Here is a 20,012-nt window from a genome sequence, read left to right as displayed (position 1 = left end):
GTAGTCAGAATAACAAGGGAATTGCTTCTTAAGGATAGAGAATGGACGTCAATGAGCTTCTAGGCGTGACGCTTGGCACATGTACACTAGAGCGGATCATTGGACGTGGCGGTATGGGAGCTGTTTTTCTGGCACAGCAATCGCGGCCTGTACGCACAGTCGCCGTCAAGGTGCTGATTCCGTCCCTCAGCTACGACCCTGAAGAGCAACGGAATTTCTTAGAGCGCTTTCGGCGTGAAGCCGACACTGTTGCTCGTCTGGAGCATAAAAATATTCTTCCTATCTATGAATATGATGAAGCGCTCGTTGGTAACGAACGACTGGCCTATCTGGTTATGCCCTACATGCGTGGGGGAACGCTGCGCGACCGCATCGATGAAATGAAACGCGAGGGGCGGCACTTCGATCTGCGCATCATCGTCAGCTACATGAGCCAACTGGCTGATGCCCTTAACTATGCTCACAACTTTGGCATCGTCCACCGCGATGTCAAACCAGCGAACCTGCTCTTCCATCTGGACGGGCGCTTGCTTTTGAGCGACTTTGGCATTGTGCGCCTGGAGACCTTACCGGCCTTGACTGCCATTGGTGACTTCCTGGGGACCGTTGAATACGCCTCTCCCGAGCAGGTCAGCACCAGCGAAGTTGATCATCGCTCTGACATCTATTCGATGGGGGTCGTGCTCTACGAACTCTTGACTGGTGAAGTGCCCTTCACCGGTACCACACCCTTTATCGTCATGAACAAGCATCTGAGTGAGCCTGTGCCTTTGCCGAGCCAGAAGCGTTCCGACCTGCCACCAGCGGTTGAAGAGGTCGTTCTCAAAGCCCTGGCCAAGCGTCCCGAAGATCGCTATCAGAGTGCGTTAGAGCTGGCTGCCGCCCTGCGCAGCGCTGTACTCGGGGCCTTCCCCGCCCCAGCTTCAGGCGTATTGCGTATCAGCGGCAATGCTGACAACAGCGATCTGACCGTTGCCGAGCCGGTGAGAGAGGCCGTGAGCGAGGCCGTAGGGGCGAGGCAAAAAGGCTGGGAGGGAGGCGCCTCCCCAGCGGGGCGCGCTCCCTGGCAGCAAGGGCCGCGACCCTGGGAATGGCCTTCGCAACACCAGGCGCAGGAGCAGCTCACGCCGCCTGTTTTGCCGGATGAAGAGACTGAGCCAGCCCCGATCTTCCACGAGGGGCGGCGTCTCTTTTACTATAGTCTGATCCTCATCGCCCTGGTGGCCCAATTCCCGATTCTGGCTCTGCTCTACGCCCTCAGCAGCGGCAAGGGCGTGCTGCTGGCTGATCTTGGCGTCTTGCTGGCCACGGGTATCAATCTGCTGGCCCTCGCCGCCCTTGGATTCTGCGGCGTTACGCGCTCCTCTCTGCGCAACGTCAAAGGAGCCATCTACCGCAGCTGTGCGGTCTCGCTGGTTGCCCTGGCAGGCGCCACGCTCCTGGTCAGCCTGGCTGATGCCGCCGCTCCCTGGCTGCCGCTGCTGGCCTATATCCTGCTTTTAGGTAGCAACATCTATGCCGTGCGTCAGCTGGGGCAGGTCGATGTGGCCCATGATCAGGTCGAGGTTGCTCCAGTCCATTGGCGCGCCGCAGCTGAGGCGGCTCTCACCGGACTCTTGCCTCTTACTATCATCCTGATCCTGATCTTAGCCACCTCGGCTCAGCACCTCTTTGCCCCCCATTTGCTCAATATGCTTGGTTTATTGCTGATTGCCCTTGTAGCTGCTCCAACGCCAGGCGCAGTAGTCTCTATCGAGACGCGCAGGCTCTCCACGGCCTCCTTCATACGCACCAGCGCCTGTGCAGGCCTCTTCATGTTTCTCGCTGCCTTCCTGTTCGCCTCCGCCTGGGGATTACTCGTCGCGAGACAGAGCTGGTTCTTTGCCCAGTTTAATCCTCCCTGGATAGCCCTGCTCCTCTGGGCAGGTCTGCTGGCCCTGATCGGCTCCCTACGCGGCTTGCTCGATGCCTATCTCTACCTGCGCCTGACCCCGCACAGCCACTAAGACTGACTGGGCTGGTGGGGGTAGCCCAGTCTCTGCTGAGTGCCAGGAGATCAGGCTCTCAACATTGACAAGCCTGGCTTGACGGAGACGGCCCTATAGGATATACTGTCCCTCAAAACTAGAACAAATTTTCTAGATCGTCCCCAAAGCCTGAGCGCAAGAAAGGAAGCAGGTGACAGTTTGAACCCGAACCATCTTCGGCGAGCTGCAGAGTCCCTCCCTCTGCGTCAGCTCCCGCCCAGCGATGTCGAACGAGTGAGCACAGTTCACGAGGAAGATGAAGCTTCCTGGAAGGAAGCGCGTCCCACCAGCGTCGTGCGACGCTATCAGGTGTTAGCCGATGTGAAGACTGAGGTCGGGCGGGTTCGTGCCGATGCCCTACCGGAGAGTAGTCTTGTCAGTACACGGCGTAGCGCTGCTCAACGTCAGAATGAAACAAGAACAGCCGCGCCAGTGCGCCGTCGGGCCAGCGAGCGTCAGCCTGCAGCGAACCCGGCAGTCGCTGCGCGGGAGCGGGCGCGGGAGCGGCGCACCGAGGAGCCGCTACGGTCAGCACCGTCACCCCAGCAAGCCGGGAGGCGCTATCACTGGCTGCTGTGGCTGGGCCTCTTTTGGCTGGCGATGGTTGTCGGCTGGGTCGTCCTGACCGCCCTGACCGGCTGGTGGCAGACCACTCTCGATGACTGGCGTTATGGGCGCCCACGCACCTTCCAGATCGATGCCGTGGTGGGGCATAACGATTCCCCCACAAACCCGAGCCATTTTATTGCCTTGAATCTCAACCGCCACGTCGAGATTATCGAATTTCCTGGCGGCGATGCCACCAAAGCCCGTATCTATCTAGGGCCAGTACTGGTTGGGCCTGGGCAGGACCTGGCACCAGTGACTCTCAGCTTCCAGGATGTCAACGGCGATGGCAAGCCCGATATGGTTGTGACCATCGAAGGGAGCCACTTCTTCTTCATCAATGAGGACGGTTCCTTCCGCCCCGCTCGACCTGGCGAGCCGCTCAGATTCACCTCTTCCTGAGGTGGGCAGTGCTTTCTCGGCCCCGGGGCAGGGTCCAGCGCCTCTCACCGGGAGAGAGCTGGTCAAGGCCAACATCCTCTCCCCCGGCCAGGGAGGCAAGGGGCCGCCTGCCGGCGCTATCTTACCACTTGCTTCCCCTATCACAAGGCGAGCAAGCCTGACCAGACTCAGCTATCGCGCTCCGATGGAGCGGCTGCTCCCACTGCCTGCAGCACTGGTGGCTGCCGATGCTGGTGACCTGGGAGCTGAAATTCGGGCACAACACTGACTTCTGCGGCAGCTGGGACGTGATAGACACGCCCTTCAGCGCTTTCCTTGTTGGACGGTTCTGGACGTAATGCGAGAATAGCGAAAATGATTATCCATGAAATGAGTAGTATCAGAAGTGTCCAATATATAATAGTTTGGCTTAGCAGAATAGCGAGACCGCTCATGGGCACATCCCTTAGAGATTTGGATACGCTGACATTGTCGTAGACGATAACCAGACGACAGCTTAACGATGGCTAGACCAAGGTACCGCCGTAGTTGTTGGCTGCGGGTAGGTGTCGAGGGCTTCAAAAGGACAGAGGCGAGCTGGCCTCGCTCTGTCGAGCGCCGTGCCTTCTTCTCCCTCCTGTGCTGATAGACTTTAGAGAAGCAACCGACCGTACAGACTCCCCAAGGTTTACAAACGTATCCTGCTCTCAAAAGTTACGTAGGAGGAGAGGATTTTTCTCCCCTCGATGGGCGGCGAGACCAGCGCGTGGAAAAGTCAGACCGCTGCTCCTGATGGCGAGGAATAGGTCTGCCTGCGCCTGGCCTGTGGAGAAAGTCGTGGCCCTGCATGCCTCAGCACCCGCTGTCTGACAAGCAGGCATGATCTCTCTAGTAAGATAGACCTGGAGAAAAGCACTGCTTTGACCGACAACGCTCAATCAAGCTTAATTGAGCGCCCCGTCCCTGCTTGTCTTCCCATCGGGAGAGGAGCATAATAGAAGCGGATGATTCCGGTGAGGGGTCGCCCGTGCCTGGTAAGGAGGGAGTGCATGGAGCGTGTTGACTGGCAACGTGTTCGAGATATTCTCATTAGCATTGTCTGCATCTCTATTCTAGGCTGGTTAGGATGGAGCATTTCTGGCCTCTTTCTACATGCCCTGGTGCTGCTCCTGCTAGCCATGGCCATAGCTTTTCTTGTCTCACCACTGGTCGACAAGCTCCAGCGCTTTGGTCTGCCGCGCTCGCTGGCCACGCTGCTCGTCTACGTTGTAGTATTAGTAGTGGTCGGAAGTCTCTTCTACGCCTTGCTGTTTGCCCTTATCCGTCAGGCCCAGACCTTCTCAGTGACCATCCAGAATTATGCCTATCAGCTGCCTGAGCTGTCGGCGAAGCTGCAGAAATTTCTTGTTGACCAGGGCATTCCGCAGGAAAAGATCGACAGCGTCTTAACGCAGATCGAGATGCAGGCGACCGACTTTGCACGTTCGCTTGTCAACAACATTGTGGGCTTCCTCTTCACCCTGACTGACCTCATTGTCAATGTTGTCCTGGTGACGGTCCTCAGCTTTTACCTGACCCTGGATGGCAAACGTATCCGCGACAGTCTTTTCAAGGTGGTGCCGCGGCGTTCACTGCCTCACTTTCTCCTCTTCGAAGATGCCCTCAATCGCGTCGTAGGCAACTATATCCGCGGTCAGTTGACGCTGGCGGTCATCATTGGGGTACTGGCGGGGCTGGGCTGCGCCAGTCCCTGGTTGGGACTCAAAGACTATGCCTTGATTGTGGGGGCCCTGGCCTTCCTCTTTGAGACCATCCCGATGGTCGGTCCGGCTCTGGCCTCTCTGCCTGCCGTGGCCATCTCCCTTCTCTTACCCGAGCCATTTCCTCGCACCTTCGTGGTCATCGGCTACTTCGTGATCATCCAAATCGTCGAAAGTAATGTCCTGGGTCCGCGCATTGTGGGTCATGCTGTAGGGCTGCATCCAGTGGCCTCGATCCTGGCCTTAATCATCGGCGCCCAGCTCTTCGGAGCCTTCGGCGCCCTGATCGCGACTCCAATTGTAGCCGCCGCCTGGGTGGTGGTTACCAGCATCTATCGCTCCCTGGTGAAGGGGGAGAGCGCTGAGCAGATCTTGACCCCACGCCGTCAGCCCTGGGTCTTGCGTCGGCGCCGCGCTCAGCAGCAGCCGGGCCTGACCGGCGAAGCCAAGGTAGCTCATGGTCTGCGTACTACAAGTGAGGTGATCCTTGATCAAGGGATAAACCGTGTCAGCGCCGCTCCGGCTATCAAGAAGGGAATCGACCTGGAGGAGAAGATCGAACAGCTCGACCTTCTGCGCTCCTTCCCTGAGCCGCAGGAACAGCGCCACACGGTTGTTCAGGGTGAGCAACAGGAACAGGATGAACCTGTCGAACGCTAACAGGGGCAAGCGGACCGCTTTAGCCAAGCGCCCCAAAAGCTTTGCGAATGGCGTCCTCGCCTTCTGGACTCACCAGCGCGAAGATCTCGTCATCCTCCTGGATCATGGTGTCGGCGTTGGGGATAATAGGCTGGTTATTCCGCACGATCAAAGCCAGGTTGCTATTGCGCGGCAGGTTGATCTCGCGTAGGGTCTTGCCGATCGTGGGCGACTCCGCAGGTATGCGCAGTTCGACAAAGTCAAGGCCCGCCCTGCGTAGCTTCATGAGCGGCACAAAGCGTGTGGTAGGTATCTCCGCCTCGATGAGCGAGAGAATGGCTTTAGTTGGGCTGACGGTGATATCGATGCCAAGCTTCTGAAAGATCTTTTCGTGCTTTGGATTGTTGAGCCGGGCTATAGTGCGGTTGACGTTAAAACGTCGCTTGGCCATCTGGCAGATGACCAGGTTGTCATCGTCTTCGCCGGTGACGGCGATGACCACATCCGCACGCTTGGCACCGGCATCTTCCATGACGCGCGCTTCGCAGGCATCGCCACGCACGACGGCCTCCCCCAGCTCTTCACTCAGTGCCTGGTAGCGCGTGGCGTCCTTCTCAAGGAGCAGAACCTCATGTCCCTGGTTCAGGAGCGTTTTGGTGAGGTAGTAGCCGATGTCGCCACCGCCTCCGATGATGATATACATAGAGCTATCCTCTATTGTTTCTCGTCTTGTCGCGCTGCTTTTGCCGCTGTAGGCTCGCTGAGGAGGACCTCAGCCAGCATCTGCGCCCCTATCGTGGTAGGACAGAAGGTCTCCAATCCCAGCTCATGATAGGTGCGCTCCCGAATCGGGTCGTAAATACGGCAGACGACTTTTTTAACGTGGAAGATCTCCTTGGCGATCTGGCTCGCCATGATGTTGCGATTATCGCCATTCGTGACCGCCGCGAAGGCGTCGGCTTCCTTGATACCGGCGCGGATCAGGATGTCCTCATCGACCCCGTTGCCCAGGATGGTCTCGCCCTTGAAGTCGGGATCAAGACGCTGAAAGGCTTCGCTGCTGTAGTCGATGACCGAGACCTGGTGACCCGCGCGATCCATCATATTGGCCAGCGTTGCGCCAACGCGGCCACAGCCGAGGATCACTATTTTCACCTGTTGCCTCCTGATTTGCGGTGAGGGTTGGTGTCCCTCCCGCCAGTAATATATCAGCCTTGGCTCGCTGACTGACCAATGCCGCACCTCTCCGCTCGTGGACAGGTGTGCATAGCGGGGAAACCCACCAGACGATATTATATCATTGCTGTGCCAGCCTGTACGCTCTCCCTGACCGAGCCTCCTGTTGCCAGGCTCCTCCCTCTCCCGGGACGAACTGCTCTCTCTTGTCGAGAGCGCTGAGCATGATACAATAAAGCTCATGAAGCAAGGTTATCTCTTGAAGAAGATTGACGAGCGCCGGGTCTGGGATAGCTTTCTGGAGAAACACGACGGCCACCTGCTGCAAAGCTGGGGCTGGGGTGAGCTAAAGGCCGAGGCTGGCTGGCAACCTCTGCGTCTGGCGCTCTGCGAGCGGTCGACGGGACGCATAGTGGCTGCCGCTCAGGTGCTCTGCCGCGGCGCTCCCCAGATGCCATACTGGTGTGGGCATCTGGCCTACATTCCTCGCGGCCCTGTGCTCGACTGGTCTCATGAGGAAAGCTGCAACGCTTTCTGGACAGCTCTCCATCGTCTGCTGCGCCGGCGTGGAGCCTTAGCCCTGCGTCTGGAGCCACCCCTGCTGGCGGGCACTGAGCTGGGAGAGCGAGTGGCACACCGCCTGCTGACCTCCGGCTTCCGCCCTGTGCGCACTATTCAGCCGCTGCGCACAATCATAGTTGATCTCGACGCTGACGAGGAGACACTCCTGGCACGTATGAAGGAGAAGTGGCGCTATAATCTGCGTCTGGCTGCCCGACGAGGCGTCAGGGTGCGCGAGGCTCAGACCCTTGAGGATGTGCGTGCCTGGTATGATCTATTGAAGATCACGGCAGCGCGCGATGGCTTCGGTATCCATCACTACGAGTACTATGAGCATGCCTGGCTGATTCTCGCTCCCCGCAATCAGCTTGATTTACTGCTTGCCGAGTATGAGGGACAGCTCTTAGCTGGGATCTTTGTGGGACGCATGGGGCGTGAGGCGCTCTATCTCTATGGGGCCTCCAGCAACGAGCTGCGCCAGCTGATGCCCAATTATTTGCTCCAGTGGGAGGCGATGCGTCGGTCCCGCGCTGCTGGAGCTGTCCGTTACGACTTGTGGGGTATTCCTGAAACCGAAGACGAGCACGAGCCGCTAGCGGGTGTCTACCGCTTCAAGCGCGGCTGGGGTGGCGAGGTAGTGCGCTTCCTCGGCGGCTACGAGTACGTGTATCGCCCGCTCAGCATGAACCTGACGCGGCGCCTCCTTGGCAAGCGCCTTGCCCTCTAGGCAGACACCCGCTCTTTCTCACGCTCTTCCCTGTATTGTCCTTCCCCTCGGTTCCATTGCCGCTTCTTCTGGCCTCGCCTCTCTCCGATCTGTCACCTTGTGGCTGGCTGATCCGTGTCTTTGGAGGAGAGAACCAGGCCAAGAGAACATGCTCTTGATGAGTAGGCTGCTGGTGAGGCGTATCAGACATGTTCTCCCTCCCTGGACTTCTCTCTCAGAGAGATGCGAGTCTTTCGAAAGTGGCGTGGAAGGCAAGAGCAGGTTAATCGCTAGCGAGACCTGCTCCGCCCTGTTGGCCTGCATAAGCGGTTTTACCTAAGGAGGCGACATGTCCGGCGAGCGTGGATGTTTATTCAATTCACTGCTCTTTCTCATAATCGTCTTTGTGCCAATTGTTGGACACATTATCGAGACATTCATGATTTTAGAGGATGATCATTCAACTGCTGGCAAGCTCCTCTGGCTGGCGGTCATCTGGTTCATCCCGTTCCTTGGACCGTTTCTCTACCTGCTCTTTGGTCAGCGGCGTCATCATGTTGCCTTTGGCCAGCCGAGCTATGGGACGCGCTAAGACTGAGAGGAGAACGAGGGCGTGGTGGATGGGGCCTCGCGCAGCATGGCCCACAAGCGCAGGCCCTGGCCGTGGGGAATCGGCGTCTCGCTGACCACGCGGAAGCCATGCCTCTCGTAAAAGCCGACGTTACGCGGATTCTGGGTTTCCAGGTAGCAAGGGAGGTGGCGGGCGTCGGCCTGCTGGAAAACAACCTTCAGCAAGGCGCTGCCGATTCCCTGGCCCTGGTAAGGGGGATCAACACCCAAGGCCCAGAGGTACCAGTGTGGCCCATGTGTGTGCAGCGCATGCTGACGGGCGGCATAGCGCTCGGCCTGGCCGATCCGCCAAAGACTGCCCAGGCCGACGCGCAAGGGAGGAAAGCGCAGGCCGATGCTCAAGAGGCGCTCCAGAGTAGGGGTTGTCTCCCCAGGTGGTAGCCAGCAGGCGATCCCTTCCAGGCCCGGTGAGGCATAGACCTGGCCGTAGCGCAGGCAATAGTGGACCGTCATGGCAAAAAGGCCGGGCAGCACAACAGCGCGGCGCTTCTCCTCGGGAAGCACAAAAACCATCAACGGATCACGCTGGAAAGCTCGTGCCAGAACCTGGCAAGCCTCGGCAGCCTTTTCTGCAGATAACAGCACTGGTTCAGAGCTCGATCGACTCATAGCCTTTCTTTCGTCCATCTCTTTCTTCTTGTTCATGCTGACCTGGCCTGCTCTCCTCCGTCCAGGTGGCAAGCAGCCTGACGTAGTTGAGAAGCGACCAGGCCGTGGAACAACCATTGCCATGCTGACCCTTGACAGCTCCAGCCATCTCCGCTATACTAACTAACAACTATAATGTACCCGAACAATTGAACCGACGCGGTTAGCGCTCTCATCAAGACGGGTGGAGGGAGACGGCCCTGTGAAGCCCGGCAACCCGCCAGCAGAGCTGCTGGCAAGGTGCCAATTCCGGCGGAACACTGTTCCGCAAGATGAGGGGAACCTGGCAATGATGCTAAAGACCCCTTTTCACGAAAAGGGGTTTTTTCTTGCCCCGCGTACCGGGCGGGTACGAGTGTGCTCACCAGTCGTCTAGCGGTCAATCGAATCGAGAATAACGTTGACGAGGACGAGTAGACGTCGTGTGCGGCTACAGAGAGTCGGCGGCGCTGAGATGCCGGCGCTGCGGCGGCGTTGAAAATGCCCTCCGAGTTGCAGGTTGAAGGTCCGCCTTGGGCAGGCGGGCGAGTAGACTGTGCCGGGTGGCTCCGTTACAGGCTGCAGTGTTGCGAGCGAGCTGCATCCTGGGCAAGACCCTGCCTCAGATGGTTCGGTCGGTCAGCCAGACGGCTGAGATCTGAGCCGGGCCAAGAGCAGCCAGAGAAAGGAAGCCGCCTGAGTTGGGCTGCGCTCTGATACAAGGTCATGGTTGAGCCTGGGGACCTGCGGCTTGGCAACACTCCAAGGTCAGCGTCGTGAGGCGCTGGCAAAACAGGGTGGTACCGCGAAGAGACTGTCCCTCGCCCCTGGGTAGGGTGAGGGTTTTTTTGTTCCCTTTTCGTTGCAAGGAGTGTGCACATGGTGGCTCGCGTCGAGCACAGCGTGGTGACAGGTACACAGCCTGCTCCTGTGAATCACTTGCAAAGCTATACCTTTGACTCGTTGCCGCTTCAGTACGGTGGCCGTTTTGGCCCCGTGACGCTGGCGTACGAAACCTGGGGGCGCCTCAACGCGGCAGGCGACAATGCCATCCTGATTACCCATGCTCTGACGGGCAGCTCGCATGCTCATGATCCTGAGCACCCGGACGACCCGAAGGCCGCCTGGTGGAACCCGCTGATCGGCCCGGGCCGGCCCTTCGATACATCGCGCTACTTTGTCGTCTGCTCGAACGTGCTCGGCGGCTGCTATGGCAGTACTGGTCCTTCGTCGATCGATCCGAGCACGGGGCGACCCTACGGCATGCGTTTCCCGCTGGTCACGATCCGTGATATGGTCCATGCCCAGCGACGCCTGATAGAGCACCTGGGCATTCGGCGCTTGATTGTGGCTGGCGGCTCGATCGGAGGACAGCAGGCGCTGGAGTGGGCAGTTTGCTACCCGGAGCTGGTGGAGAAGGTCATCGTGGTGGCCGCGACGGCGGCGTTGACAGCGCAGGCTATTGCTTTCAGCGAGGTGGGGCGCCAGGCCATTATGCTGGACCCGCGCTGGCAGGGCGGCGATTATCCACCCGGTCAGGGACCCGATGCCGGTCTGGCCATCGCACGTATGCTTGGCATGATCACCTACCAGAGTGAAGAGGCAATGGAGCTGCGCTTCTCCCGTCGCCCGGCTCGCGCTGGTGAAGTGCCTTCACCGACCCGCACTCCAAGTCTGGGGAAGCGCTTCGATGTAGAGAATTATCTGTATTATCAGGGTAATTCCCTGGTGCGGCGCTTCGACGCCAATACGTATCTATATCTGAGCCGCGCGATGGATCTCTACGATGTCAGCGAGGGCTACCCTTCTCTTGATACGGCTCTTGCTCGTATTCGCAGCCGCGCGCTCTTTATCGGCATTCGCTCCGATTTTCTCTTTCCGGCGGCGCGGGTCCGCTGGCTGGCCGAGCGTGTTCGCGCGCTTGGGGGAGAGGCGACCTATGTCGAGTTGGATTCTCCTCATGGCCATGATGCTTTCTTGAAAGAGTGGGAGCAGATGAACGCTGCTCTGCGCTGGCTGGAAACCTGAGCACGTTCCGCCTTGCCGGGACACGCCCATTTCCTTGCCCGATGCGCCGTTGGTTTCCCTGTCCGCCTCTATGGTGGCGGCCTGTCGTTAGATCTGGTTTTTCTCAGGAGTAGATTCTCTCATGGCACTGAACAGCAATCGTAGTTATGGTTTTGAGACGTTGGCGTTGCATGCAGGTCAGGAAACGGCTGATAGCGCCACGGGTGCCCGGGCCGTTCCTATCTATCAAACAAGCTCGTTCGTGTTTGACAGCCCGGAGCACGCCGCCGATCTTTTTGCGCTGCGCAAGTTCGGCAATATCTATACGCGCATTATGAATCCTACCCAGGACGCCTTCGAGCGCCGGATCGCAGCGCTGGAGGGTGGTGTGGGGGCGCTGGCAACCGCTTCCGGCCAGGCGGCGGAGACGCTGGCCATTCTGACCATTGCTGAGGCAGGCGATGAGGTGGTCTCCTCCACCAGCCTCTACGGCGGCACCTATAATCTCTTCCGCTACACGTTGCCGAAGCTTGGCATCACGGTGCGCTTCGTCGATAGTCGTCACCCGGAGCAGTTCCGAGCTGCGATCACCGAGCGCACCAAGGCGATCTACACCGAGGCCCTGGGCAATCCCCGGCTTGATATGCTTGACATCGAGGCGGTGGCTGCCATTGCCCATGAATACGGCGTCCCCTTAATTGTTGATAATACCTTACCTACGCCCTATTTGTTGCAGCCGCTCAAGCATGGGGCCGATATTGTGGTCCATTCGGCAACCAAGTTCATTGGCGGACATGGCACCTCCATCGGCGGGGTGATTGTCGATGGCGGCAAGTTTGACTGGAGCAATGGGCGCTTTCCGGCCTTTACTGAGCCTGACCCTTCTTATCATGGCCTGCGTTATGTCGAGGCCTTCGGGCCGCTAGCCTACATTATCAAGGCCCGTGTGCAGCTGATGCGCGATATAGGCGCCGCCATCAGCCCTTTCAATGCCTGGCTTTTCCTCCAAGGTCTGGAGACCCTGCCCCTGCGTATGGAGCGTCACAGCCAGAATGCCCTGCGTATCGCTGAGTTTTTAGAAGGTCACCCGGCGGTGAGCTGGGTCAGCTACCCTGGTTTGCCCAGTCATCCTCAGCATGAGCTGGCTGTGCGCTATCTAACACATGGTTATGGGGCTATTCTGGGCTTTGGCATCAAGGGAGGGCTGGAAGCTGGTAAGATGCTGATCCGCCATGTAGAGCTGTTCTCTCATTTGGCGAATGTGGGCGATGCCAAATCGCTGATCATCCATCCGGCCAGCACCACTCACTCGCAGCTGACGCCCGATGAGCAGCTGGAAACGGGCGTGACCCCCGATTTTATCCGCCTTTCGATTGGGCTGGAGACTGTTGAGGATCTGATTGAAGATCTGGATCAGGCGTTGCGAGCGGTCTCGGCTAAGCTCGGCGAGCCGCTTGGTGTCGCGTAGAATGAAGCGAGACAAGCAAGAGGTGTCTCGCCTGGGAGATAAAGGGTGATTGTCAATGGATGTTGAGTGTTCGCTCTGTGTGCTAAAGTTCGGTGGTACCTCTGTTGGCAGTGGCGATCGTATTCTCCGCGTTGCTCAGATTGTGGCTCAGACAGCCAGTAAAGCTCTCAACGAGGCTGCACCTTTTCCCGTCGTTGTAGTCTCAGCGATGTCAGGCATTACAGATCAGCTGCTGCGCATCGCCCATTTTGCCCGGCGGGGCGAGAGCCTCGAGTGGCGTCGCGAGTTGGCGGCGCTACGTGAGCGACACCTTCAGGCCGCTGAGAAGGCTGTCCATGATGGAAAGCGCCTGGCGGAGCTCAAGGCTGCTCTAGAGCAGGCACTGGCCGGGCTGGAGCGTGAAGCCGCTAGCTGCGAGGACTATGTTGACGCAGTGGCTGCCTGGGGGGAGCGCCTGTCGGTGCTCTTGCTGGCTGCCGCCATCAATGACCTCGGCCTGCCGGGAGTAACAGCGGCCCCGGTGCGGGAAGAGGTCATTGTAACGGGAGAGCCGCAGGGCAGCGCGCCGAGCGAGCCGGGCGCTGTCATTGGTGCAGAGCCTCTGGAAGAGGAAACGCGAGCGCATGCGCAGCTGTTGCTCCAGCCACTGCTCCAGGAACGGACGGTACCGGTGGTGCCGGGCTTCATCGGTCGCACGCGTGCCGGGCTGGTCACAACTCTGGGGCGCAACGGCTCCGACTATTCAGCGACCGTCATCGGGGCCGCCATTGACTGTGGCGAGGTGGCTATCTATACCGATGTGGACGGAGTTATGTCTGCCGACCCGCGTATCGTCGCCAATGCGCGTCTGCTGCCGGCCTTGACCTATGCGGAGGCGGCGCGTCTCTCCTGGTTTGGCGCGAAAGTCTTGCATCCGCGCACTCTGATCCCGGTAGCTCAGCGCAATATCCCCGTGCGCGTGCGTAACACCTTCCGCCCCCAGATGCAGGGCACACTCATTGGACCAGAGGGCAAGTATCACAGCGGCGCGACGGCCATCACCGTTCGGCGACGCCTGGCTCTGGTGACTGTCGAGAGTACCAACATGTTTGGTGCGCCCGAGAACGCCGGTCAGGTCTTTGCCCTGGCGGCTCGTGTCGGAGCTGCCCCCGTGGCCATCTGCTCCTCTTCCGGCCACCATCTCTCGTTCATGGTCGAAGAGCAGGCCGCGGCCTCGGTCGTCTCCTTGCTTCAGCACGACCTGGGGCACTGGCGTGTCAGCTGTCGTCCAGGCCTGGCTGCCTGTGCCTGTCTCGGCTCCGGCTTCACGAGCGATCCGATGAGTCCAGCCCGCGCCATTAGCGCGCTCGCGCGCGAGCGCATTCCGATTATCTCCCAGGGCGCTTCCGAGCAGGGCATTATTCTCATCATTGAGGATGGCGACAGCGAGCGTGCTCTGCGCTGCCTCCATCGCGATTTGATCGCGCCGGTGATTCCTCTAGTGCGCCCTCCAGCTCATGGAAAGCGTCTGGAAGCGCTGAAGGTCCGCTAGGCTGGGATAGAGAGGATGCACGAGTAGAAGGCGTGGGCAAAGGAGGATGCCTTGACAATGCAACAGATACAACAACGTCTTCCGGTGGCGGTGCTCGGGGCGACTGGCATGGTAGGTCAGCGCTTTATCGAGCTGTTACAAGGCCATCCCTGGTTTGAGCTGGTAGCCCTGGCGGCCTCTGACGTGCACGGGGGTCGTCCCTATGGCGAGGTAGCGCGCTGGCGTCTTGGTGGCAGCCTGCCCGAGCAGGTGGCCCGCCTGCCGGTCTTGCCTTGCCGCCCGGAAGCTCTACCCGAGGTCAAGATTGCCTTCTCGGCCCTGCCAGCTGAGGTCGCCGGCGAGGTCGAGGCCGCTTTTGCACAGGCTGGCGTGGCCGTCTTTAGCAATGCCAAGACCTATCGCATGGAGCCCGATGTGCCGCTGTTGGTTCCCGAGGTCAATGCTGAGCATGCCCTGGCCATCCAAGAGCAGCGCAAGCGCCGAGGCTGGAGCGGCTGCATTGTGACCAATCCCAATTGTTCGGCCACCCCGTTGGTGATGGCGCTCAAGCCCTTGCAGCAAACCTTTGGCATCCGCAAAGTTCTGGTGACGACGCTGCAGGCGATCTCGGGGGCTGGCTATCCGGGTCTACCCTCCTACGATATTCTCGACAATGCCATTCCCTTCATCTCCGGTGAAGAGCCGAAGGTTGAGAGCGAGACACTCAAGATGCTGGGCGAGTGGCGCGAAGCGAGTGGTTTCAGCATGGCGCCATTGGTCGTGAGCGCGCATTGCAATCGTATCGCCACGCGCGAGGGCCATCTGGAATGCGTGAGTGTCGAGCTGGAGCGTCAGGCCTCGCCTGAAGAGGTGATCGCAGCTTGGGAGCATTTCCTGCCTGAACCTCAACGTCTGCAGCTGCCGAGCGCTCCCGTGCCGCCGCTGATCTATCGTCGTGAGGAAGATCGTCCACAGACACTGCCTGATCGCGATGCGGGTCGAGGAATGGCGGTCACTCTGGGGCGCCTGCGTCCCTGTCCCGTCTTGAGCTATAAATTTGTCGTGCTGGGCCATAATACCATCCGCGGTGCGGCGGGTGGCTCCCTTTTAAATGCGGAGCTATGTGTCAGCAAGGGCCTGCTTTGAGAGCGTCTGGCTTTGACTGAGCAGGCAGAGAGCGAGTCTGGAATTAAGTATTTCCGGGTTCGCCGGCCTTGCGCTTCAGCCCGCCTCTGCCTCTGGCCAGCGGCAGGCCGGGGATTATTGACCTGCCGCTGCCAGTGTGGCCTGGGTGCGAATCAGATCGGGAATCAGGTATTGAGCATTGGGGCTGCCTAGCCCGGTCACAGCGTCCCAACCGGTTCCAGCAAGGTAGCCAGGGACATTCACCCCCTGATGAACACTGTTATCCCCCACAGTAATATCGTGGAAATCGCGCTGATAGTTCGCCGTAGTTGCCAGCGTATACAGGGCTGGGTTCAGAAAACCGAGCGGGTGACCGGCCATCTGATTGGCAATGGCCGCCAGCGCGGCCCACATTGGAGCGGAGGCGCTGGTCCCACCAACTGTCTCCCAGACGCCGTTGAAGTAAAAAGCCAGATTAGTGCTCGGATCGGCAGCAGCGGCTACGTCGGGAACCCCACGCCGGCCCTGGAACGCTGCCTGGGTGTAGGAGGGCAGCAACTTCTGATAGGATGGCTCCGAGAAGAAGGCGCTGAAGCCGCCGCCGCTCTGGCTCCAGCCAATCTCGTGGATCTGGGTCCCCTGGCGCAGCAACGTTGTCCCTCCAACGCTGGTCACCCAGGGCACATCGGCGGCGAAACTGGTCGTGGCCTTGGGTGAAAGCCGCGACATATTTAAATCGGCGTAGTCAGTGGCGCCTTGATCTCCCGATGAGCTAAAGAAAGTCATATGCTCCTCTAACGTTGCCTTCTGGAGCAGGATGTTCCACTTTTGCACCTCCTGCCGACCTGCAGCATCCTCCAGGGTTACCTCGGAAGCCCCCCAGCTTTGGGAGACAATCGTGCCCAGGTGGTGGTCGATGGCATACTGGATCAGCTGGCGGAACTCGGGCAGCCCAACTGTGCCTTCCGTTTCAGCAACCGGGCTGACCAATACCACAATATTAGCCTCGGGGGCCAGGGCATGGATGATCTCTACGTCGAGTTCGGTTTCACCAGCCCAGCCGCTCTTATCGTGGTGGGGATCGTACTCTGGCTTCTGGATTGGCTGGATCACTTGCACCTTGGTGAGCGGCAGCTGAAAGCGACGGCTGAAGACATCAAGGTCCCGTTGCAGGGTGGGACTGCCGAACGAGACGATATCGATAATGGTCTGGCCCTTACCGGTATAGCCGCGCTGGATTAACGGCTCGATGCCGTAATATTGGCGAAGCTGGAGGGGAGTATAACAGGTTACTTCGGAGCTGAAGAGGATAGGAGGGCAGCTCTCGGCTGCTGCGCTGGGAGTGGGCGTGCGCGGCGTAGCGGTCGTCGTGGAGGTTATCTGTGGACCGCCACTGATCCCAGGTAGACCCGTGCAACCACTGAAGGCAAGCGCGAGGGTGAAGGATATCAGTATCAACAGCTTGAGGAAAGGCTTTTGTTGGCCGTGGCCTTGCATCCAGCTCTCCTTCTGAAAAATATCCCTGTCTGCCGTGCCGTGCCATGAGTGGACGCAAACAGCACAGCATTCCATAGCGGCTCACTGCAGCCCAATGCGAAAGCAGTATATCCCGATGAGCCAAAAAGGTCAATTCTTCTTCATAGTAGTTCCTCCTCTCTCAGAGGATGCCATCCGCCTGACAGAAAGCAGCAGCTGATCGGACAGCCTGGTAGCGGTGGGAAACTGACGAGGAGCAGGCGGTTAAGAAGAGACCTACCGTGCGGTACTATGGTCCTAACAGTAGCAAGGCGCGCTTGACCGCTATCCTCTTTTCAGAGTACATTCAGGCATGATGACATAGAAAGATATCAATAAGAAGGCGCGCAACAACGCGGCTCATATTTTCAACGATAGGAAAGCAGCATGCTATCATTTAAGGACCGTCAAGACAGAGTCGCAGAAACGCAAGAACGAGCTGAGGAGCCGATTCGTATCCCTGGGTTAGTCACCCAGTTGTCGCCGGTTGAGCAACTCGCCTTTCCGGCTCAGTCGGTCTCCCTACCCGGTGCGACTGACCTGAGCGATGGCCGGCAGACGCCTCTCCCAGAGGTAGCGGGCGAGGAGGAAGAAAAGCAAACGGCCTTACTGCCGGTAGCCAGGGCTGGGGAAGGGGCGGAGTACGCTACGCCCGAGACAGGGCAATTGCCGGAACTGCAGACGGCCCTGCTGCCGTTGGTCAGCTCCGCCAGCGCGAGCACGGCGCGTCCCCCGCTTATCATTCGTGGCGATGGCAAAAAAGCGCTCAGGCGTCAGGATGGGGCGCAGCTGCTTCCACGCAAGCGCTGGCATGTCCATGCGGCGGTCCTGGTCCTGGTTGCGCTGATTCTCACTGGTACCCTGCTCACGGTGCTGCCCGAGAGTCCTGTAGGAGCGCGGAGTGGGGGCGGGCTATTCCAGTCCATTATGAATATGATCCCAAGCAACAGCGGCAGTTCCAGCACGCTGGATCTGGCCGCGATGCGCGCCGCCACGGCGACAGCCATTGTGCGCAGTGGGGTTGGTTACGATCCCGGTCCGAGCAATCCGACTGGTGTGCAGTCGGGGCCGGTTGTTGGCAGCAGCTCGGGTGACCCTTTCCCATACGGCCAGTGCACCTATTGGGCCGATTACCGTTATCACCAGCTGACGGGAGTGTGGGTGCCCTGGGGCGGCAATGCTGATGAGTGGGTGGCAGGAGCCAGGGCCAATGGCTGGATTGTCTCAACTCAGCCGCATATCCCCTCCATTGTTGTCTTGATGCCTGGCGTCCAGGGCGCGAATATCTACTATGGCCATGTGGCCATCGCCGAGAGTCTGACTTCTGACGGCGGTGTCTACACCAGTAATATGAACTGGTACGCCAATGGCGGCGGCTGGGGAATCGTCTCCTACTATACGTTCTACCCCGGCAGCGGTGTCTATTTTGTCTGGATCTAGGCGCCAGGCTTGATGTGGCTGGCCTGGCCGCGTGAGCGGGCGCTCCACCTAGATTCGATTCAGCTCAGACGATAGCAGGAGGAGAGGCTGGTCAAACCAGATAGACCAGCCTCTCCCTTTGTGCTCTCCTGACTTGCTGCAGTTTTCAGCGCCTCTTGCTCCATGTACATCGGTCCCATTGTCCTACGGGGCGGTGGGCTGCCGTCAACCAGCCCCGAAGCCCGGGCCGCTGCGGCTGCGGGCAAGCCCCTGGCCTGGCTTGAGCCAGGGGGCGTTGACAAGCCGCTTGTTCTTTCTAGAACTCCACTCCCCTGCACCTTTCTCCCCTCGCCAGACCTCGCTGAGCGTCGACTCTCTCTGGCCGTGCTGCCCCACTCTCTCTTCGCGCTTGCCAGTCCTGCTGACTGTCTGACGACGCTGGCGCTCGCTGGACTTCTCCGCAAAGACTGAGGAAAAGAGTTAATTACTGTCTGCTTGCTATTGGAGATGTTTTTAGTACAATATTCCTACTTAGCAGCGAGAGTGACTTGACCGTCAGCGGCCTACTGAGTAGAGTCAGACACATACCGAAGGCAACAGGTTTTTACTCTAGCCAGATCGGGGAGCGTGTATGTCATGGTTGAAGGGTAGTCGAGACAGGACCGGCGGAGCGGGAATAGAGCAGCAACAGGCTGGCGAGCGGATCGGAGTGAGTGGAGGTCCAGCGATGCTTGCCGACCGACAGTCTTCCCTGTCGGCCTCTGCAGCGGCTGATGGCTGCCCGCCGCTGACCCAGACGGTGGAAAAAGCGCCGCTAAAGCCGTCGACGGAAAGAGAGAGGCCGTCAGCAGTTTTGCCAGTGGTGCACAGTCCGGGACGTCCCCCGCTGGTCATTCACGGCTCACCAGCGGGGGGAACAGGAGGAGGGCCGCCGGCACCGCGCCGACGTTGGTGGTTCCAGCTTGTTACCCTGAGTCTGGTCATATTGATGCTTCTGATAACGCTAATAAATGTTTTGCCGGTAGGGCCGGGAGACAGTGGCAAAGGTTTCAACCCGCTGCGCTCGGTCATCAGCTTCATTCGCAATGGCCAGGACAACACCTATCAGATCGGGCCCCAGGCGGCCACGGCTACAGCTGTCACGCAAGATGGCTACGACAGCGGGCCACTGCACTATCCCGGGCTGCCCTTGCAGCCGACAGAGGGGGATTTGAACCGTTTTGCCTATGGACAGTGCACCTACTGGGCCAACCTCCGCTATCACGAGCTGACCGGCTACTGGGTGCCCTGGCAAGGAGATGCCTACCAGTGGGTAGCGGGAGCTGAGCAATACGGTTGGGTGGTCTCTTCACAGCCCCATGTTCCCTCAATTATCGTCTTGCAGCCAGGTGTCCAGGGAGCAAGTGCCTATGGGCATGTAGCTGTAGTAGAACGGATCAATCCTGATGGCAGCGTCTATACCAGTAACTACAACTGGTATGCCAATGGTGGCTGGAATCGTCTTTCCTATGCTACCTTCTATCCTGGTCCTGGCGTAGCCTTCGTCTGGCACCCATGATGCTCAGGGAGCCAGCCGAGCTGCTCAGAGACTGACTCTCCCTCTCTCCGCTCGGCTCTGCCAGCCACTGCCAGCCGGGCGAAGCGCGCGGGGCGGCCAGGAGTGGGCCGCGCTCGTCAACGTCCCCTGTTTGCCAGCCAGGAACATTGCGCACCCTTGCGAGAGAGACATACAATATGGCTGGGTCCGCTGTTATCAGGCGGGCGCAGACAGAGGGTCAGGCGAGCGAGCCAGCTGGCGATGCCGCCTGCCTGGCGATGCTGCCTACAGTCGGCGGCATCCTGAACTCGCAAAAAA

15 protein-coding genes and 1 riboswitch are annotated in these 20,012 nt (G+C 59.3%); of the genes, 11 read left to right on the top strand and 4 right to left on the bottom strand.

What is annotated here, in order from left to right; all coding sequences use genetic code 11:
• The first annotated feature begins 41 nt into the window (after positions 1-41).
• From A4R35_RS11850 to A4R35_RS11840, 3 genes are all read left to right on the top strand, one after another.
• Positions 42-2,006: a serine/threonine-protein kinase gene (locus A4R35_RS11850; protein WP_112429603.1), complete on the top strand. Its 1,965-nt coding sequence runs from the start codon at positions 42-44 to the stop codon at positions 2,004-2,006.
• A gap of 180 nt (positions 2,007-2,186) precedes the next feature.
• The gene (locus A4R35_RS11845; protein WP_112429601.1) at positions 2,187-3,035 is read left to right on the top strand and encodes an FG-GAP repeat domain-containing protein; all 849 of its coding nucleotides are present in this window, start codon (positions 2,187-2,189) and stop codon (positions 3,033-3,035) included.
• Between the two features lie 1,028 nt (positions 3,036-4,063).
• Complete coding sequence (locus A4R35_RS11840) at positions 4,064-5,434, top strand: AI-2E family transporter (protein ID WP_189361706.1); 1,371 nt, start codon at positions 4,064-4,066, stop codon at positions 5,432-5,434.
• Between the two features lie 19 nt (positions 5,435-5,453).
• On the opposite strand, the gene A4R35_RS11835 is transcribed toward A4R35_RS11840, so the two are convergent.
• Positions 5,454-6,116 carry a potassium channel family protein gene (locus tag A4R35_RS11835; RefSeq protein WP_112429597.1) on the bottom strand — a complete coding sequence of 221 codons (663 nt, stop codon included), beginning with the start codon at positions 6,114-6,116 and terminating at the stop codon, positions 5,454-5,456.
• Between the two features lie 11 nt (positions 6,117-6,127).
• Positions 6,128-6,832: a potassium channel family protein gene (locus A4R35_RS25300; protein ID WP_112429595.1), complete on the bottom strand. Its 705-nt coding sequence runs from the start codon at positions 6,830-6,832 to the stop codon at positions 6,128-6,130.
• Here A4R35_RS25300 and A4R35_RS11825 point away from each other — a divergent pair.
• Positions 6,831-7,877: a lipid II:glycine glycyltransferase FemX gene (locus tag A4R35_RS11825; RefSeq protein WP_112429593.1), complete on the top strand. Its 1,047-nt coding sequence runs from the start codon at positions 6,831-6,833 to the stop codon at positions 7,875-7,877. The two genes, A4R35_RS25300 and A4R35_RS11825, sit on opposite strands and share 2 nt — an antisense overlap.
• A 328-nt stretch (positions 7,878-8,205) precedes the next feature.
• A complete protein-coding gene (locus tag A4R35_RS11820) occupies positions 8,206-8,448 on the top strand; it encodes a PLD nuclease N-terminal domain-containing protein (RefSeq protein ID WP_112429591.1) in 243 nt (80 codons plus the stop codon).
• Here A4R35_RS11820 and A4R35_RS11815 read toward each other — a convergent pair.
• A complete protein-coding gene (locus tag A4R35_RS11815; RefSeq protein ID WP_189361704.1) occupies positions 8,445-9,095 on the bottom strand; it encodes a GNAT family N-acetyltransferase in 651 nt (216 codons plus the stop codon). The two genes, A4R35_RS11820 and A4R35_RS11815, sit on opposite strands and share 4 nt — an antisense overlap.
• Positions 9,096-9,303: 208 nt before the next feature.
• Positions 9,304-9,413: riboswitch (SAM riboswitch) on the top strand.
• Positions 9,414-9,992: 579 nt separating this feature from the next.
• Here A4R35_RS11815 and metX point away from each other — a divergent pair.
• The 4 genes from metX (at position 9,993) to asd (ending at position 15,244) form a co-directional block, all read left to right on the top strand.
• Positions 9,993-11,141 carry a homoserine O-acetyltransferase MetX gene (metX, locus tag A4R35_RS11810; RefSeq protein ID WP_112429587.1) on the top strand — a complete coding sequence of 383 codons (1,149 nt, stop codon included), beginning with the start codon at positions 9,993-9,995 and terminating at the stop codon, positions 11,139-11,141.
• A gap of 121 nt (positions 11,142-11,262) precedes the next feature.
• Positions 11,263-12,588 (top strand): homocysteine synthase, encoded by a 1,326-nt coding sequence (locus tag A4R35_RS11805; RefSeq protein ID WP_112429585.1) that lies wholly within the window; start codon positions 11,263-11,265, stop codon positions 12,586-12,588.
• A 55-nt stretch (positions 12,589-12,643) separates the two neighbouring features.
• Positions 12,644-14,119 carry an aspartate kinase gene (locus tag A4R35_RS11800; RefSeq protein ID WP_112429583.1) on the top strand — a complete coding sequence of 492 codons (1,476 nt, stop codon included), beginning with the start codon at positions 12,644-12,646 and terminating at the stop codon, positions 14,117-14,119.
• Between the two features lie 57 nt (positions 14,120-14,176).
• Positions 14,177-15,244: an aspartate-semialdehyde dehydrogenase gene (gene asd / locus A4R35_RS11795; protein ID WP_112429581.1), complete on the top strand. Its 1,068-nt coding sequence runs from the start codon at positions 14,177-14,179 to the stop codon at positions 15,242-15,244.
• A 114-nt stretch (positions 15,245-15,358) separates the two neighbouring features.
• Here asd and A4R35_RS11790 read toward each other — a convergent pair whose 3' ends face one another.
• Entirely contained in the window at positions 15,359-16,720 is a 1,362-nt protein-coding gene (locus tag A4R35_RS11790; RefSeq protein ID WP_189361702.1) for a S53 family peptidase, read from the bottom strand.
• A 405-nt stretch (positions 16,721-17,125) separates the two neighbouring features.
• On the opposite strand from A4R35_RS11790, the gene A4R35_RS11785 reads away from it, so the two are divergent.
• A complete protein-coding gene (locus tag A4R35_RS11785) occupies positions 17,126-18,178 on the top strand; it encodes a CHAP domain-containing protein (protein ID WP_112429577.1) in 1,053 nt (350 codons plus the stop codon).
• A gap of 610 nt (positions 18,179-18,788) precedes the next feature.
• Complete coding sequence (locus A4R35_RS11775) at positions 18,789-19,715, top strand: CHAP domain-containing protein (protein ID WP_112429574.1); 927 nt, start codon at positions 18,789-18,791, stop codon at positions 19,713-19,715.
• Positions 19,716-20,012 lie beyond the last annotated feature (297 nt).

It is taken from the genome of Thermogemmatispora tikiterensis (assembly GCF_003268475.1).
Lineage (GTDB): Bacteria > Chloroflexota > Ktedonobacteria > Ktedonobacterales > Ktedonobacteraceae > Thermogemmatispora > Thermogemmatispora tikiterensis.
Note: the sequence above shows the minus strand (reverse complement) of the source record. Positions and strands in the feature narration are given on the sequence as shown.

Excerpts from the sequence above, each read along its gene's own strand:
- A4R35_RS11850 (WP_112429603.1), top strand. The coding sequence starts at position 42 with ATGGACGTCAATGAGCTTCTAGGCGTGACGCTTGGCACATGTACACTA.
- A4R35_RS11840 (WP_189361706.1), top strand. The coding sequence starts at position 4,064 with ATGGAGCGTGTTGACTGGCAACGTGTTCGAGATATTCTCATTAGCATT.
- A4R35_RS11835 (WP_112429597.1), bottom strand. The coding sequence starts at position 6,116 with ATGTATATCATCATCGGAGGCGGTGGCGACATCGGCTACTACCTCACC.
- A4R35_RS11825 (WP_112429593.1), top strand. The coding sequence starts at position 6,831 with ATGAAGCAAGGTTATCTCTTGAAGAAGATTGACGAGCGCCGGGTCTGG.
- A4R35_RS25300 (WP_112429595.1), bottom strand. The coding sequence starts at position 6,832 with ATGAGCTTTATTGTATCATGCTCAGCGCTCTCGACAAGAGAGAGCAGT.
- A4R35_RS11820 (WP_112429591.1), top strand. The coding sequence starts at position 8,206 with ATGTCCGGCGAGCGTGGATGTTTATTCAATTCACTGCTCTTTCTCATA.
- A4R35_RS11815 (WP_189361704.1), bottom strand. The coding sequence starts at position 9,095 with ATGAGTCGATCGAGCTCTGAACCAGTGCTGTTATCTGCAGAAAAGGCT.
- metX (WP_112429587.1), top strand. The coding sequence starts at position 9,993 with ATGGTGGCTCGCGTCGAGCACAGCGTGGTGACAGGTACACAGCCTGCT.
- A4R35_RS11805 (WP_112429585.1), top strand. The coding sequence starts at position 11,263 with ATGGCACTGAACAGCAATCGTAGTTATGGTTTTGAGACGTTGGCGTTG.
- A4R35_RS11800 (WP_112429583.1), top strand. The coding sequence starts at position 12,644 with ATGGATGTTGAGTGTTCGCTCTGTGTGCTAAAGTTCGGTGGTACCTCT.
- asd (WP_112429581.1), top strand. The coding sequence starts at position 14,177 with ATGCAACAGATACAACAACGTCTTCCGGTGGCGGTGCTCGGGGCGACT.
- A4R35_RS11790 (WP_189361702.1), bottom strand. The coding sequence starts at position 16,720 with ATGCAAGGCCACGGCCAACAAAAGCCTTTCCTCAAGCTGTTGATACTG.
- A4R35_RS11785 (WP_112429577.1), top strand. The coding sequence starts at position 17,126 with ATGCTATCATTTAAGGACCGTCAAGACAGAGTCGCAGAAACGCAAGAA.
- A4R35_RS11775 (WP_112429574.1), top strand. The coding sequence starts at position 18,789 with ATGTCATGGTTGAAGGGTAGTCGAGACAGGACCGGCGGAGCGGGAATA.